This is a genomic window from Alkalispirochaeta alkalica DSM 8900 (assembly GCF_000373545.1).
In the GTDB taxonomy this organism is placed as follows: Bacteria; Spirochaetota; Spirochaetia; order DSM-27196; family Alkalispirochaetaceae; genus Alkalispirochaeta; species Alkalispirochaeta alkalica.
On the sequence record NZ_KB891702.1, the window covers coordinates 49455 to 65933 of the forward strand.

A 16479-nucleotide genomic window follows, 5' to 3' on the forward strand; every position below is an offset into this window, starting at 1 on the left:
TCCTGTCTATCACGGTGACCCCGGTTCACGAGATGGGGCAATGTGTTGGCGGCATTCGCTACCGGCGGGTACGGAGCTTGGGATATCGGGCGGTGGAATGAAGCGGTAACCTACGGAGGTAACCACGCGATTATTGCCCATGCCGGTGTGTTCTTCGCACTGATCTTCAACACGGCTGTTCCGATGGTTCTGGTGGTGTATCGGAAGCTGACGTTCGTAGCAGGGGCGCTGTTCTTTTCCGGATACATCCACGCAATGTTTGCAAACAGCCACAGTGACTGGCGAAGAACTCGGCAGGTGGGGAATATACTTGGCCCCATCGCCGAATTTGTGGGGATTATGCCTGGCCCGCGACACAGGGTGATATTGTCGGGGAAGGAATTTCTTAAACCGGTCGAAAATCCTGTCTTGACGACTGGGCCCATTCCAACCTATCAACATAACCCCAACGGCTTACGGCAACAATAACAATAGCTCTTTCTCTATCAGCGTGCGGAAATGTGCAGTAATGCTTTTCGCGAGTGCTCGGTCGCATAAGTGAAGCCCGAGTTCGATATTCCGATCGAAAGCAGCCTCCGTCAGGTTTGCGGAGGTCACCAGTACCGCTTCATCATCAGCAACAACTGCTTTGGCATGAAACACGGCACCAGGACCACTCTCGTCCAGCGAACGGGGGTCATAGAATATTCGGGGCCGGACACTGCCAGGCCAGTCGTATTTCCAGAATCGTTCTGAAAATCGTGATACCACCTCCCAGGGGGGGCTTGCATCACCTTTTTTTCGAGAAATATTCAAAAGGATGGTAGTATTGAGTTGCGGCTGCGCATCCATACGTCTGGAAAGGACCTCAAACGCCTTGGGTCCGTCAAAGAATGCATATGTGCTGATCCAAAGACTCTGCTTTGCAGCACCCAATATTTCATCAAAGACCTGTCTCGTATCCCGGGCATGGAGGCCCGGAACCGACGGTCCCGACCAGACCATACCCGGCATGTTCTGCGTTGCCGTTGCACGATCAACAGTTCGTATCCAGGCTGCGGCACCGCGCCCGGAGATTCCATGTTGAGCGAGTTCTTCCAATGCATCTAGGACCGCTTCATCGTTCTCTACTGGGCCGACTGCTGCGCGAAGAGACACAAGTGATAACGGCGGATTCAATAGCCCCGTTTCGAGCGCTCCCGATAAGCGTGCACGGAGGTACGGCGGTAAGAGGAGAATATCCTCAATCACAGAGTCCTCGAGAAGAACGCAGCTTCAGGTTGACTCAATGTCGGCATGACAAGAGCTCGATCGAGATAGTCGTTGTGGTACTCACAGGAAGTTTCTGAGATCAACGTACAACCGTGGCACGCAGCTCCGTGAAGATACCGTTGTTCCAGCACATCATCTGACAAGTGGTGGGCGCAGATCGGGTCGTTTGAGCAGAGAGACCCGAGTTGTAGTGCGTAACGCAGGTGGTCTTCGACATATCGGGCCTGTTGGACTAACCCACCCAACGTGCCAGAGGCATCAGTGCTACTTGTGTAGAATAGAACACCATACCGACCGTTTTCTGTATCAACGTAGACACGCTCCCTAATCGAGCTGATCGGATAGCCACAGCGCATGGACAGGGACTGGATAAACAGATGGGAGAATGTATGCAGGAGCACGAAGGCTCCTCCGGGAAACTCACGCTTAGACTCACGCTCTTCTGCCCACGCGGCGTGTCCTCTCTCCAACGCTTTCAGACGATCAAGAACAGCATCCCGTTGCAACCATTCCGCAACTTCATCGGAGTTAAACTGCAAGAAAATGCCCTCTCCCCGGTTCTCCACCGCTGGAAACCAATTAGGGTCTTCCGCAAGATCCGCGCGTCTCACATCCTTGTCGTATTCGCCGTTAATGTCCGGCGTGACGGGCTTGAGTCGCGTAAACCCGATGAGAGCCATGACCTCTCGAAGCCGATGTAATTGGTAGACAGCCTTGATATGCCGCCCATCACTCAACTTTCGCCACGCGTGATCCGGGTAGCGCCGGGCGTGAAAGTTTTCATCTATCGGGACGTCATCACCATAGCCCTCGGATGCGGCTAGAATAGCTTCGAGCTCGGAGATCTTCACCGGCCGGTCGTCATTATCCCCGTGTTTCAAGGCGCTTATTGCCTCCAGGACCTTGTCGTTATCAAAAGCGGCCAGGGCCTGTGCAAGCTTGGGCTTCTTTCTGAGGAAAAAAAGCTCTGCCGAGCTCTCCACAATCTGCAGGTCATCCCAGTGAGCCTTCACTGCCTGACGAACGACATCCCCCACATCGGGGAGTGAGAGAGCCGTCACCAATTGCGGGAAATACGCGTTCGAGGCCGTCCTGATCAGGAGGACGCTGGGAAGACCGCACGCTTCGAATGACGATCCTCCAAGCCACGGGCGGCGACCGGTACACGGTCCCAAGGGGTTGGAAATCTCCGATTCGCCTCGTGCGGAATCAGCACCCTGAGCATCAGGATCAGCGGCAACCTCATCAGCCTCTGCCTCAAGAGCTCTCTTTGAAGCACTTGCTTCGTACAGACTGCGTTTTTTTCCACATTCGCAACGGACTACAAGGTTCGCAAGATCACCGCTCGTGCCGTGCTCGTCGAGCCATAACGGACGCACGCAGGAGGGATCGTCGCCGTGAACAAAGGCGTGCCAATCGATGTCATCGATGTGACCGTGCGCGCAGGTCTGCACGAATCTGATCGGCGTTACCGGGAGTCCATCATACTTGTTGTGGACCAGTTCCTTCCGTCTAACCAGCCGCCGGGATGTACGGTCTTCTTTCGCTCCCTCGCCCACAGAGAAGGCGTTTTTCTCGTTTACCAGAAACCACTCCGGGAACTGCCAGATCGTGATACCACCGTGATAGTTCTCATCGAAGAAGCTCTCCGCGCCACGCGGTGGTGCAAAGAGCTTTGGCTGCTGAACACCGGTAACTTCACCGATTTTGAAACTCAGTCGCGGTTCAACGATCTCTTCCAGATCAGTTGTTTTGGGCCATGCGTCGAGACCACCCACAATCGCGGAGTGCTTTGGCAGGTCGATCAACGATCCGGGCCCGTAGGTTGTAATGATTTGCGCCCGCCGCGCTTCACCGGTTGCTTTCCTGTGCATAGTTAAACCACATCCTTCCCATTCAAGGTCTTCAGGAAAAGATCGACATTGGGCTCCACATCGCGGAGGGAACGATTCACCCTGAAAAGGCCCTCTGCATCGATATTAAATGCGGTGTCGCTTTCAAGTACTTCACGAAGCAGATACTTCCCTCCATCACGTTTTCCCTCGTGTTTCTGATACCGGAGGGATATTCCATCACCCTCGTAGTATTCAACGATAGCAACCCACGCATCCAAGAGCTCCCCAACTCGATTCTTGACGGTCCGACGGCGTTCCGCAACCTCATCTCCATCCACATTGGGTTGCGCGTCTATACGGAGGAAAAACCGACGGAGGAGAATCTCTTCCAACTTTACCCGCAGGTCCCGTATACGCAAGACGCCGTCTGGTGGCACCATCTCGCTGGCAACATGCCGTGCGAGGGTGACGAGAGCCCCCGCGAACCCCCGGTCCAGAGCGCGGGCCGAAAAGGGTGTGACACTCCCTACTTCCACAGAGCGGTAGAATGTTTCGTGGTAGTGGCGATAGCGTTCGTAATGCGAACGGTCACGCGGTTTGTGGATATTGAGCACATCGATTACGATACCCGGTTTCTTGTCGTCGCGTCCTACCCGACTTGTCGCCTGGATGTACTCAGAATGTGTTTTGGGCTGACCAAATACCACCATGGTTCCGAGGCGCGGTATATCAAGACCGACAGAAATCATATTGGTGGCGATCGCAGAATCAACATAGTCAGTCTGTTTGATGAAGGGCTTGTTGAGACGCTCTCGCGCTTTAGAAACATCAGACGTGGACACCCGAGATGTGAGCTCGACGACCTCCGAGAATCGAGGGCGGTCCTGCATGACACTGTACTCCTCGCCCAGTCGCCGACGACTTCCAACCTTCTTGAGCGTGTTCTGCACTTCCTCTTCGAGAATTCTCCGGGCGCCGCCAAGCTCCCGAAGGCTGTTGAAATAGCCCAGAACGGTCATATACGGATCTGCTGGGTTATCCCCTTTCTTTTCGAATCCTCCGGCGTCAAGGAAGATGCGCTGGGTAATACCCATGAGAGAAAGCCAAGTCTTCCGGAAAATAACCTTGGGATTAACGCCCTGAGCGGCGACACCGAGATAGAGCCGCGCAGGAATTTCTTCCGCGGGGCGAGTACGAGCAAAGAACGAATCACGCCGATCAGGTCCTGGCGGCGGAAAGATCTGGGTAACCGCACGTCCAAACAGTGCCTGAATCTGGTCATTCGCCTTCCGGACGGTGGCGGTAGATGCCACGATTTTTGGGCCCACCTCCTGATGACCAATCTCTCGAAAGCAAAGTGCTTCGATTGCTGTTTCATAGAGGCCCGCCATCGTACCGAGAGGGCCGGATATCAGGTGAAGTTCGTCCTGAATGATCAGATCCGGTGGAAGCAGCGACGCAGAGAGCTTTCTGCCCTTTCCCGGCTCGGCTGGACCATAGAAGCCAACACCTTCCTCATACCGATCAGCACCACCAAGGAGTGTGCCGGACTGTCCCGTCCAGGGCAAAGAGGCAAATTTGTCCACCGTGGCGATGAGAAACGCCGGGAGTCGTCGATATAACGGTTCATCCACAGTGACCACCGGGAGGCCCCCCTGGGAGCTGAACTCGCAGTCCAGATTCATACAGGACACCTGCATGGAGGAGGGTTTATCGGTATTCGGCAAGAGCTCAAAAGAGTGGCTCCCGAAGGGCGTACCGCACCATGGGCACACCTCGAGGGGTATCGGGGAAGGCTTGTTTTTGGGATCGCTCTTAAACTGGATCACCTTCTTTCGGGCGGAACTATCACCTTTCTCGCCTTTATGGCCGAGGACGTTTGGTGTTGCCGCCTTACCCACCCAGAGTCCGATCTCGAAGGGCCACTCGCCGTATCGTTCCGGTGCTTCACGACGTTCGAGTTCCAGGGCGCACACAAGGCCGGCAGCGCGGGAGTACTGATCAAGCGTCAAGAGGCGCAAGGTATACCGCATGATCACGCTGACTCCTGCTCCAGCGTACGCGTTGTCCACAGGGTTCTGCAGGCGCCGCAAGACCATCGTGAAAGCCGAGAGGCCAAGATATGCCTCGGTCTTTCCTCCGCCGGTGGGAAAGAAAAGGAGGTCGACGATCTGCCGATCCGGATCGGATGGATCAGCAAGACCGGGTAGATTTAGAAGGATGAACGCTAGCTGGAAGACGCGCCACCTCGGTGTAATTTCGCTACCAAGACGTTGACGGAGCGCCTTGGCAACAGCTCGGTTGGCAACCCTGAACGCATCCAGGGCATCCAGGTTTTTTTCGAGCGTGACGATACCTTTCTCGATCCGGTTGGCTGCCAACTTGGCATAACAGAGAAGCTCCCGTGCTGTCTCCTTACGCTTCTCCGGAAGATTGCTGATTTTCTCCTGGTACTCATCAATCCATCCGCGGTACTGAGCTACCAGATTGTCCAGCGCTACGTGAACGGCGGCGCCATCGGCCAACTCGCCCAGCGTATCCAGCGATAGTTCAACACCGGGGACATCAACGGTGATTGTTTTTTCCACCCCGGCCAGGGGCATCCACACCGTCCGGACAACGTGACACTCTCCATCAATCTGATCCCAATCCGCGGAGACGCCGTGACCAGTGGCAAACTCCGGAGTATCGGCGTAGTGCAGATCGGACACGCGGTCGTCCCACTCATCGGCGTTGGCGCCGCGGAGATCGGGACGAGCCATGAAGGGCCGATCTGAGCGCACCTCGATCTCCGCCTGAAACGCAAAGCTCTCATCGGGAGCCTCATCACGGTAATGGGGTGATCGCTCGTTTACCAGAAACACCGACACAGAACGGACGCCGGCGGGAAGAAAGTCCTGGTAGTCTCCAGTTTCTACCACCCGCTCCACAACGTGGATCATGAGGCCGCCAGAATCGGGAACCGGTTTACGGTAGGTTGCTTTTCCGGTGGGAACAGTTATGTGTTCTTCCCGGGGATAGCGCTGCCAGTAGTTGGTGGGCCCTTCCTCTTCGGTTGAGGCTTCTTTTTTGTAGTCTCCCCACCGGACGGTGATGGTGAGCTCTCGCGCCTCCGGCGGCAGGAGAAAACTCAACCCCATCGATGAGGGGAAGTACCCTCGCTTGGAAGCACGGCGTTCCTCAACGGACTCTTCCGGGTTGGTCCCGTCGGAATCGAGATCCGCAAAGTCGTCTTCCTCGTCATCATCGGAGCGATGCTCCGGAGGAGTATCGGTAGGCACGAGAAAGCCGGTGAGGTACCATGTTGTAGGCCGGTACCACGGGGGTATCCGCTCGTGGGCAAAGGGGTGGCCGGAAGACGGACCGACCAGTTCCACCTGGAGCGCGTCCACCAGACGCGATCGTGCTTCAAGAGAGGTGGCGGGTCCAGCGGGTATATCACTCATGAGAACAGTTCTCCCTCAGTAAACAGGTTGCCTACGGACGGCTCGCTTGGCGGCACCGAATCGCCGGTGCGTTTCCCGGCACCGGCCAACGACTCCTCCCGGGCGCGCCGGGCGTTCAGTTCAAGGAGACGCGCCAGAACCTCGTCACGGACATCATCGGGCCAGCGGTAGCGCCATGGCTTTTTTTTCTTGCCGGAGTCATCGTCGTCCTCGTAGTCCGGGATAAAGTCGCAGTGGGTAGGGATATCATTCCACCCGTAGGTATCCAGAACAGCCCGGTCCATGGCGGTGTGCAGTTCCCGCATTTTCAGGATCTCCGGATCGGTCTCGTCGGGATCGTGAAAGCGATTGTACGTCTTGGTAAGGCCCAGATTAGTCCGAACCATCAGATCCGCACGGTACTCGTAGTACGCCTTGCCGGCAGCCTCTAAATCAGGGTTGGTCTCCCAGTCCGGGGGAAACGGGAAGGGATCGAACGAGGCCGTGATGTTATAACGAGGTCGGTCTTCGAGTGTTCCACTTTGGAAGTCTGACCAGATGTTGTGGACTGAAGATGAGAGCGTGCAAAACGGAGCGTACGCGTCGAAGGCAAAGACAATGAGGGTCTGGTCGTAGACCATACCCTTTGGTAGAAAAGCGAAGGCGAAGTTTTTGCTTGTCAGGGAACGTGCCAGTACGCGGTCGAGCCCTGAAATCGCGTTTTGCAGTTCAATGCGAGGATTCCAAAATTTCCAATATTCATACACCATTCTAGGATACTTTTTGGCATCCTTCTTCGATCGTTCTGGTCTCACTTTCTCTTCGATAATTTGCCACAGACTAGGCCAGTTCTGGCGGCAAACATCGGCGTCCCGCTCCCAAAAATTAATCACATATCGATGATGCTCATGAGTCGGACTGGTATTGATCTCCTGGCCGCCAATGTACGGAAAAATCACCGCCTGGTTCCTGGGGTTCTCCGCGATCAGCCGCTCCATCTCCGCGATGGGCGTCGCAACACCTTTCTTGTCGGTATCGTCAAAGGTGAATCCCATGCCAAGAACAATGCTTCCCTGGAAGCTCTTACCCGAATTCGCTGCAAGCCGCGCCGGGTCATCATTCCCACCGCGAGGCACCAGATACGCCGTAATCCGGTCTACATCAGTTCCATCCAGATCCCGCGGGCCGTTCCACTGCCCTTTAGAAAGGTGAACAACGCTGACCACCACCGCAGCCTCGCCGGGCCATTTGAGGCGCTTGGTGACGGAAAAGATCTCGCCGCCGTTGTTGCAGATCCAGCGCAAACCCGTAGAGCGGGTATCGCCCTGGGCGATCGTATTGGTAGCGATGAGACCCATCGTGCCCTTAGGTCGCAAAAGATCAAAAGATCGTCGGAAAAAGTACGCTGTCAAATCTGCGCCGCCGTTCGCGTCAGTGAAAACCGATGCAAGCCATTCCAAATAGCGAGAACCTTGCAGTGCACTAAGGTTTCTACCACCGAGGAACGGCGGATTGCCCACAATAGCATCAAATCCCGGGTTCTCCCGATCAAACACCTCGGGAAACTCGATCTCCCAGTGAAACGGTGCCAGCGGCGTCTCTTCCTGACGCATCTCTTCCAGCCAGGAACGGTACTGTTCACCCTTCCCGTCCATGAGCTGGCCCGCAAAGGTAAAGCGCTTCGCCTTCCGCTCTTTCGGTTTGTCTGCGGAAAAATACGCGGCGGTGACAAGGTCCGCTCCAAGCCGAATCTGATCGACTTCGGCCTGGCTTTCCGTCCACAGACGCTGGAGCTCTTCCGTTGCAACATCCTCTCCGGCTTCCCGGATCTGACGGCGCAGTTCACCCACAGCGTCGATGTGGCGCTTTGTGCCCTCCCGCTCAAAGTAGTACTGCGGTTCGTTGGCTTTGGTATCCCAATGGAACTTCCGGATCTGCTCACGGCTCAGCCCCACAAGGGAATCACCATGACGCAGGGCGTGGTCTACAAAGGTGAGGGGGTGGTCCTTGGCGAGGGTGACCAGCCACAGGGACACTTTGGCAAGGTCCACCGCCATGGGGTTGCGGTCCACACCATAGATGCAGCGCTGGGCAACGAGTCGTCGTGCATAGACGACTTCATCTTCATCGGGCGGCACTTCTATGGTAATTTCATGGGCGTGCCATGATTCTACGAGGGCATCCGCCAATTGGCGGCAGCTTTCGACCAGGAACGCGCCGGACCCCATCGCCGGATCCAGGACCTTGATCTCGAGAATCGCTTCCGGTGCGGGCGCGGGTTGTCCTTCACCCTTGATTCTCTCCAGCAGCGGCTCAAGGGTCTTACGGACGATCGGCTCGGTGAGGGTACGGGGGGTGTACTGTGACCCGGACTTGCGTCGCTCCTCACTGGGCTGCAGCACCATTGCACCGGGGGCGACGATGTCCGGCGTTGCCGCGATGTCAACGACCGGCTCCAGCGCATCATGGAGTGCTTCGATAGAAGTTGCAGAATCCACGGCCTTTTTGACCTTGTCAGTGATCTTCCGGGTGGTGCGATCCTGGAGCCACTTCTGCCTCTTGCTGGGACTGGTTCGCAAGAGCTCTTCAAGGTTGACGGTGGTGGGGGCTCCGCGCCTCTTGGGCGCTTTAATCGCAATTGAACGCCCGGTAGCCTGTTCCAGCCGGAAACCCATCATCGTCTCGTAAACCGAGCCGATCTGCTCCACATCCAGTGCGCGATAGGAAATACGTTCCCCGTCGAGGACGAGGAGCTTCTCCAGAATGCGATAGATCGTGCCGTCCGGGACAAGAGGTGGCTCCAAGCGTTCGTCCACCTGTCGCGCGCTGCACTCGGGGCGGCCCTCCAGAAAGGGATAGCGATCAGGATCAAAGAGTACGCCATGGCGCTGGGGAATGGAGAAACGACCGGTGCGCGCTCCGTCATAGACAATACGGAAGAGCACAAGCAGCTGCGCCCACGCGCCATAGCGTTGATCCATCGTGTCGGAATACTGGACTACGTCTTCGCGTAGCCGCTCGTACAATCCGGCTATGGAGTAATGCTGCTGAAAGACATCGTCGTCGGGAAACATCTCCCGTTCTTCTGCGTAGAGGAGAAAAACGACCCGGAGGATGACGGTCAGGAGGCCGCGGTACGATTTCTCCGGGTGCTCCCGAAGCACTTCCCGCAGGAGTTCGCCCCGGGAAAGATCCTGGGCCGCCTGAAATCCGCGGACCAGTTCGTAGAGGGCGTGGAGGACCTGCTCGGAGAGGCGCTCACTCACCTCGTTCTGGTACTTCCTGCTCTCCCGTAAAAGCGGGATCAGCCGGTGGCTTGCATCACCCGTAAGCAGCCGCGGCTGGCCCAGGAGCAACCGCATGGCGTTGCAGATCGGCCTCCCGGCGGTCTCCAGCATGTCGGGGATGCGGAAGTCGAGCCATCCGGAACTCTCACCATAGGGTGCGGAGACGAGGCGGAGAACGGTACCGTTCCAGAGCAACCCCGCGGGAACGTTGGTTCTGCGGAGCAGCCGCTCCATGCGGCTGTGGGGAGATGCGTCCCAGAGACCGGTGCCGCGTTGTGGTTTGTCGAGATCGGTGTCCGCGGGGTGGATCTGCACGAGCAGTTGCCACGGGGGGGCACCCTCGCGGGGATCCCGCTCCAGCACGGCGAAATCGGGCCGCAGCGTCTCGTTGTAGTCTGGCAAGTGGACTGCCAGTTCATCTGGAATCGGCTGACTTTCAGTCCCCAGGTAATAACGACTGTTCAGATCCCAGCCGAGCACCGTTTCGGCGAACTCTGAAAACGTGGGGACGACCTGATCAGGTTTGGAGACCACCTGCTGCAGCAGCTGTTGCGCTTCCCTGCCGCGCCGATCGAGGATCACCCCCATGCGTATTAGCGCTGACGATGAGACCACCAGCCCCGTGGGGCGGACAAAACCGAGCCATTCGTTGTGGGCCAGCACGTGCGGGTCGATACGTTGCGTTGCCATCAGTTGCTCTCCGGCCAGAGATAGACGAGTCCTACCGGTTCTACCCGGGTAGCCCGGATCTCGTAGAACTTACGAATCCGCTGCGGCTCCGTCTCCAGCTCGCGTTTGAATTGCTCCAGGCGGGTGTGCCAGGAACGGATGTTCTGCTCCAATTGCCGCTTCTCATCGTCGTCAAAACCAAGAGTGAGCTGGGCAAACTGTTTGTCGGACTTCATCAACTCCTGACGCACACGATTACTCTGCTTCTCAAGAATCGTTCGGAGGGTCTCGCTTTCCCGATGCCCCCGATCCTGCAATTGCATGGAGGCTACCTCGGCGTATTCCTGCGCCCGCGGTTTGAGATGGGGAAGCAACTGTTTAATGTCGACCGTGGCCGAATCAAGCAGCTTCTGCTGTATTTCATCGGCAGGTGCATGGGTCTGCAAACCTGAGAGAGCTGCTTCGAGCAACTCAAGGGTCTTTGACTCAGCCTCGCGAGCATACGGGGCCAATGGCTTTTTGCGGATTTCCGGCTCATACCAGCGGGCGGTAATGGGAACGATCTCCTCGTGCAAACGTTCTGCCCCTCTGCCGTACAGCGACAACCGTCCAAGAAGCACTACTCGCGGAATAGAATCGGTTGCCTGCGCCAAACACGCCCGGGAGAGATCGTGGTAGACGAATCCCTGCGAACGAAAGCGTGCAAGAAGTCGTTGGGCAATGCGCTGTTCCAGATGCAGATGGACAGTATCTTCGGTGAGGATGCCGGCGTCCTTGAATATGACAGGCCGGATCGGTGCCTCCCGTCGCCATTCCGCAAGCTTCTGGTTGGTCTTTCTGGGAGTGCGCAAGGTATCGAGCGTAGCCGCCCAGCTGGGATCGGTCTCAGCCCGCTTATCAAGGGCAGGAAATTTCCACATGCCAGCGCTGTTATCTCTTGACAGGGGCTTGAGTTCCTCCACTCCCATAATTTCCAGCGAACACGAAATCGCATCGCGAAACGGGGCCGATTCAAAGCCGATCCACTTGCGTGAACTTTCAAGAAGCCCACGACAGCTCTCTATCTGATTCTTGAGGTCATCCTGTCGATCCCGCGCCTCCTCCAGTTCATCAGCGGCGATTTTGCGACGCTCGGCATCGATATTGGCCTGATCGATCTCCGCGGCAAGGGACTCGGCGTCACGATGGCGAATTCCTTGTCGAAGACGGCGTTCAATATCGTCGTCTATCACTTTGGAGAGACTCCCCAGCTCACGCTTGATCGTCTCGGTCTTGCGGACAAGCACTTCCAGGACATGGTCTTCAATCCGTTGAGGCAGCACGAAGTAATGACATCGCACCTCTGATGCCGGCTGCAACTTACGGTCGATGCGTCCGTTGCGCTGTTCAATGCGCCCGGGATTCCAGGGGAGGTCAAAGTGGAACAAGTCGCTGCAGTGGGCCTGAAAGTTGAGACCTTCCCTGGCCGCGTCAGTTGCGATAAGTATCCGGAGTGGCTCCCGGAACGGGTCGGTGTTGAAGCGGCGCTGTATCTCTTTTCGGTTTGCACTCGCCGTGAGGCCGTCGATGATAGCGACGCGTTCTTCGGCGTTTTCGGTATCGCGGATTGCGTGTTCAAGGATCGTCTTGAGGTAGCGTTTGGTACCTTCGCGGTTTTCGGTGAAGATGATTACACGCCGGTCGTTCCACACCGGGGGCGGTCCTTTGGGTTGGCCTCCCCACTTCGGCAGCTCTGCACACATGTTGGAGCGGATCCAGTCGATCAGCTTGAGGACCTTGGAATCGGGGGAGTAGCGGTGGGCTTCGGCGATACTCTGCATCTCATCCAGGAGTTTTTGTTCCCGATCCCACAGGGCAGTCGCCGTTTCGTCCCGTTCTGTATCGTCTTCGGCGGCGGATGTGATCGAACGGATCGTCTCCGCCTCGTGTTGTTCTTCCTGCTCGGAGGTCCATTCACCGCGCTCATCGTCAGCGTCGGGAGCGTTGAGGAAGAGCTCCTGATCAGAATCGGACGTATCAGCACGTGTTGTGCCGTTCTGTTTCCGTCCTTTGCGCTCCCACTGCTTTCGTGCCGTCTCACGGTGTACCGCCAGACTCCGGGCGAATGCCTCGATAGACGAAAGCAACCGTTGCTGTAGCCCGACAACCAGCAGACCCGCAGCAACCTGCGTTTTCCGGGATGACCGCCGAAACCGTTCTTCCCGGACGGATCGGTATTCGTCCAGCAAACGCGAGAGTGCCAACTCCGGAGCGTCCGCGGGTAAGTTGTCGATCATAATTCGCTTGACGACCCGCTGCGGGAATCCACCCTGGAGTTCCCGCAGATCCTCCTTGATCCGCCGGACCATTACGTCTTCTAGCGCCTTGCGGCCACGGACTTTGACACCCCGGGTGAAGCGGTACGGATCGAGCAGTTCGAGGAGGGTGGAAAAACTGTTGGAGTGGCCGTTGTGGGGCGTTGCCGAGAGAAAAAGCCGATGTTCGAAGCGGCCGGCAAGATCTCGCACCGCCCGGGTAAACTTGGTCTCGATACCGTAGCGGCCACCGCTGGATGGTGCGGCGTGGTGCGCCTCATCGAGAATAAGGAGACTCCCCGGAGCAAAGTCGCCCAACCACTCCCTCATCGGGTCGGCGTAGGCCGGGTCGGTCAGGAGGTTGTGCGAAACGAGGAATCGGCTGTGAGTGCGCCAGGGGTTTACTCCGAAACCGCGGTCCTGCCTCATTCGGATAACAAACGAGCGGTCAAAGACCTCAAAGAGCAGGCCAAAACGTTCTTCCAATTCAGCTTTCCACTGTTCCAGCACGGAGGGCGGTGTTGCCACGACGATCGTCTTGGCCTTCTTCCGCAAGAGGAGCTCACGAGCGATGAGTCCCGCCTCAATCGTTTTTCCGAGACCGGTGTCATCTGCAATAAACAAATTGACCCGAGGAAGTCTGAGCGCCTTTCGCAACGGCTCCATCTGGTATGCGTCGATAGTGATTCCCGCACGAAAGGGAGACTGGAAGAGATTGGCATTGGTGGCGGTGACGCAGTTCCATCGCAAGGTGTGCAGGAATGCCGCGAAATGGCGTGGAGAGTCGAACCCTTTCTGGGAAAGGCGACCCCAACCCTCATCGTCCAGAATCTTGCGGTCCAGTTCATAGTCCCAATAGACCTCAAGGGATTGACCCTGGGCATCGTCATCCGCGCACGAGAGACTCACGAGGACCGAGTCGCCTGGCGCTGATGGGGGCGTCACATCTTCGACTAGCCACCGCCGTGAGCGAACCTGAACCATTTGTCCTATCTCCAAGGGTTTTTTGGATACTCTATCGGAACTAGCTACTGAACTGTTCATACCGTGGCACCTTCTGACATTGAGGTTTCGTTGAAGTGATCGAACGCCATTATCAGGCCTCCAATAACCGTGTCAGGTTCGCTATCCAGAGCGAAAACCTGCAGATTATCCATGGCCCGAGTGAGAGAAACGTAGATGAGGTTTCTGGCGTTAGCCACGGAAACAGCCGGTGCACTGTCACCTCGCAAAGGTAGTTTCGGCACCACCAGAAATACCACTGGAAACTCCAGCCCCTTGGCGGAATGCATCGTTGAAAGCCGCACGCCTTCGCTGGCTTCAAAGTTAAAGCTCTTGTCATTCACCGAGCAACTCTTGACTCCGTTCCGAGAAAGAAGCTTCGCTAACATTTCCAGAGTTCTGTTGGTGGGTGCGATAATTGCTAAATTCTCCGGGTCGTAGTCAAGCTGTGACAGAAAGAAATCGATCCGCCGCTCGACATTCTCATAAAGCGTCGTAGTATTATCTGATGTGAACAGTTCCGGTGCTGGCCCGACCCTAAACGCTTCGCCCAATCCAAACTCAATCCCATCCACTTCACCGTCCAAGGAACGGTACGTTTCGCTGAGTTTACATATCTGATCTGTATTGCGATAATTTACCTTAAGGAGCTGGGTTCGTCCGCGGACATCAATCCCAGCCCGCAGATAGGACCCCCCCAGGCGATAGATCATCTGCTGCTGGTCACCAACAACAACAACACCGCGAGAGCTAATGAGCTTCATGAGTTGCAACTCTACGGCGGTGAGATCTTGCGCCTCATCGATGAACACTCGCCGCATCATCAAACGTTGGCGAAAAGAGTCATCGGATTCAACTTTTCGTTTGAGAAGCGCTACGCCATAGTATTTGGTAAGAACCCTGGTCCGTTCCATCTCCTCAACCACCACACGAGACACGGACCAAACCTGTTCGCGCTGAGCCCTAGAGAGCGACTGTTTGAGCCCACGGCGACGGACAACCTGCTCGACATAGTCTTCTCGGGAGAGATCGTTTCCAAAGATGAAATCGTTTACTTCAAGAACCAGCTGGTCCAGCGGAAGGACCGACGAGGAATGCTCTATCAGCAGCTCCCGTTCAAAATCGGTGCCGTAACAGATTTGGTACCCCAGCTCCTTCAGCTCCTGCTGATATAGGGAGTCCACGTGTTTGATCACCGCATCCGGTGTATCAGAGCCAATAACGTGGGCAAGGTAACGGTTAAATCTGGCCAATGACTTGGTGTAGGTAAAGACGCCCACTGCGCGCTCATCGCTCAGATCAAGCTTCTCACGAGAGCGCTTCAGTTCTTTTTGTACCGCATGCATCACCACCAGCGTCTTGCCGGTACCGGCTGGCCCTTTAATGAGGTAATCACCATTGTCACGGATAAGATCCACTGCCCGTTGCTGTTCGGCACTCAGGGTCAGAACACTGCGCTCGTAATCCTGGCGGGAGCGGGTGTAGCTAGTGAATCGGGAGATATACTCCAGGTAGGCCTTCACGTCTTGTGTTTCTGCCAGTCTGGCGGACATCGCGCGTTCTTTTTCTTTTGCCTGATTTAGCGCCTTCCGCAGCATATCGATACGCTTGTCCGATTCGCTGAATTGCTGACGCACACGCTGGTACTGATTCTCCAGATCCTTTTTTTCTGTCTGTGCATCCTGCAGGGCGTTAAGGTTCAGTTGATACTCCTCTATCTGAGCCAGCAAAGTAGTATTTTTCTGTTTGAAGGCATTAGCCCGCAGGATCTGGGCTCTAAGCTCCTGATGGTACTCTACTGGTGATTTTTTTGTGGACCAGTACTTTTCCAGCTCTTCCGTCAGCAGGGAGTAATCAGCATTTCGGGTATCTATGGATTCCAGAAAATCCAGCAGTCGCTGAGCACCCGCAAGAGCATCTTCACGATCAAGCTGGCGAAACTCATGACGGATAACGTTAGAAACCCACCGGTTCGTTCCGAAATTCTTGAGAGACTGCTTTAATCTTCTGCCGTCCAGAACACAGGAGCTCAAAGCATAATTTAGTATGCCCAACTTTTCCTTGAAATCTGCACCCAAGGAAGCTGTGTCAAGACTAACAGAAAGCCCTTCAAGAAAACTATCGCACGCAAGGACAAACATTGCCTCATCAGTACCTATGAGCGACAGGACCCGTGGAATTTGGCTTTGTACGTAGTGAGCAGTAACATCTCGTGGAGTTGTCATATTGTATCCGGTGTGATGTTGTAGAGCAGAAAATCTTCAGTATCGCGGACAAATGTGTGTAACCGAAAAATTGTTAGCTCGACAGACATACCCCCCCCGGCAAAATCATTATGCTCAAATTTTTGGAAAAAGAAAACTTAAACTTCAGCTTGCAAATTTTTAATTTTATATTCTGATATATCATCACATCCAGAGAAAATGAATTTTTTGATCGCCTTGTAATCATCCCGGTTTTGGTACAGGCGATAACTTAGTACCGTCGCGGCTGTTGGCTCGTCGGTAGTCCAGCGGAGGGACCCTGCCGAGAGCCGTATGGGGTCGCTCCCCATTGTATTGATCTATCCATGTTCGTGTCAGCTCCCTGACCTCGTCCAAGCTTCGAAAAATGTATGCGTCGAGAATCTCCTCCCGATAGGTGCGGTTGAATCGTTCCACGTACGAGTTCTGAGTCGGTTTTCCCGGTTTGATGAACTCCAGGTGGACGCCATTAG

7 protein-coding genes are annotated in these 16479 nt (G+C 55.8%); all 7 read right to left on the reverse strand.

Annotation, left to right across the window (positions count from 1 at the left end; genetic code table 11):
• Nucleotides 1-453: 453 nt before the first annotated feature.
• Nucleotides 454-1230: a DISARM system phospholipase D-like protein DrmC gene (drmC, locus tag B071_RS19015; RefSeq protein WP_157703059.1), complete on the reverse strand. Its 777-nt coding sequence runs from the start codon at nt 1228-1230 to the stop codon at nt 454-456.
• Nucleotides 1227-3125, reverse strand: a complete 1899-nt coding sequence (drmB, locus tag B071_RS0106470; protein ID WP_018526291.1) for a DUF1998 domain-containing protein — start codon at nt 3123-3125, stop codon at nt 1227-1229. Before drmB ends, drmC begins: the two co-directional genes overlap by 4 nt.
• A 2-nt stretch (nt 3126-3127) precedes the next feature.
• Nucleotides 3128-6532 carry a DISARM system helicase DrmA gene (gene drmA, locus B071_RS0106475; protein WP_018526292.1) on the reverse strand — a complete coding sequence of 1135 codons (3405 nt, stop codon included), beginning with the start codon at nt 6530-6532 and terminating at the stop codon, nt 3128-3130.
• The gene (locus B071_RS16295) at nt 6529-10488 is read right to left on the reverse strand and encodes an Eco57I restriction-modification methylase domain-containing protein (protein WP_018526293.1); all 3960 of its coding nucleotides are present in this window, start codon (nt 10486-10488) and stop codon (nt 6529-6531) included. Before B071_RS16295 ends, drmA begins: the two co-directional genes overlap by 4 nt.
• Nucleotides 10488-13805, reverse strand: a complete 3318-nt coding sequence (drmD, locus tag B071_RS0106485) for a DISARM system SNF2-like helicase DrmD (protein WP_018526294.1) — start codon at nt 13803-13805, stop codon at nt 10488-10490. Before drmD ends, B071_RS16295 begins: the two co-directional genes overlap by 1 nt.
• Nucleotides 13802-15988 (reverse strand): 3'-5' exonuclease, encoded by a 2187-nt coding sequence (locus tag B071_RS0106490; RefSeq protein ID WP_083914576.1) that lies wholly within the window; start codon nt 15986-15988, stop codon nt 13802-13804. The genes drmD and B071_RS0106490 overlap by 4 nt, the downstream gene beginning before the upstream one ends.
• A 222-nt stretch (nt 15989-16210) precedes the next feature.
• A partial coding sequence (locus B071_RS19020; protein WP_018526588.1) for an integrase core domain-containing protein occupies nt 16211-16479 on the reverse strand: 269 nt, incomplete at its 5' end.

Excerpts from the sequence above, each read along its gene's own strand:
- drmD (WP_018526294.1), bottom strand. The coding sequence starts at position 13,805 with ATGAACAGTTCAGTAGCTAGTTCCGATAGAGTATCCAAAAAACCCTTG.
- drmB (WP_018526291.1), bottom strand. The coding sequence starts at position 3,125 with ATGCACAGGAAAGCAACCGGTGAAGCGCGGCGGGCGCAAATCATTACA.
- drmA (WP_018526292.1), bottom strand. The coding sequence starts at position 6,532 with ATGAGTGATATACCCGCTGGACCCGCCACCTCTCTTGAAGCACGATCG.
- B071_RS16295 (WP_018526293.1), bottom strand. The coding sequence starts at position 10,488 with ATGGCAACGCAACGTATCGACCCGCACGTGCTGGCCCACAACGAATGG.
- B071_RS0106490 (WP_083914576.1), bottom strand. The coding sequence starts at position 15,988 with ATGACAACTCCACGAGATGTTACTGCTCACTACGTACAAAGCCAAATT.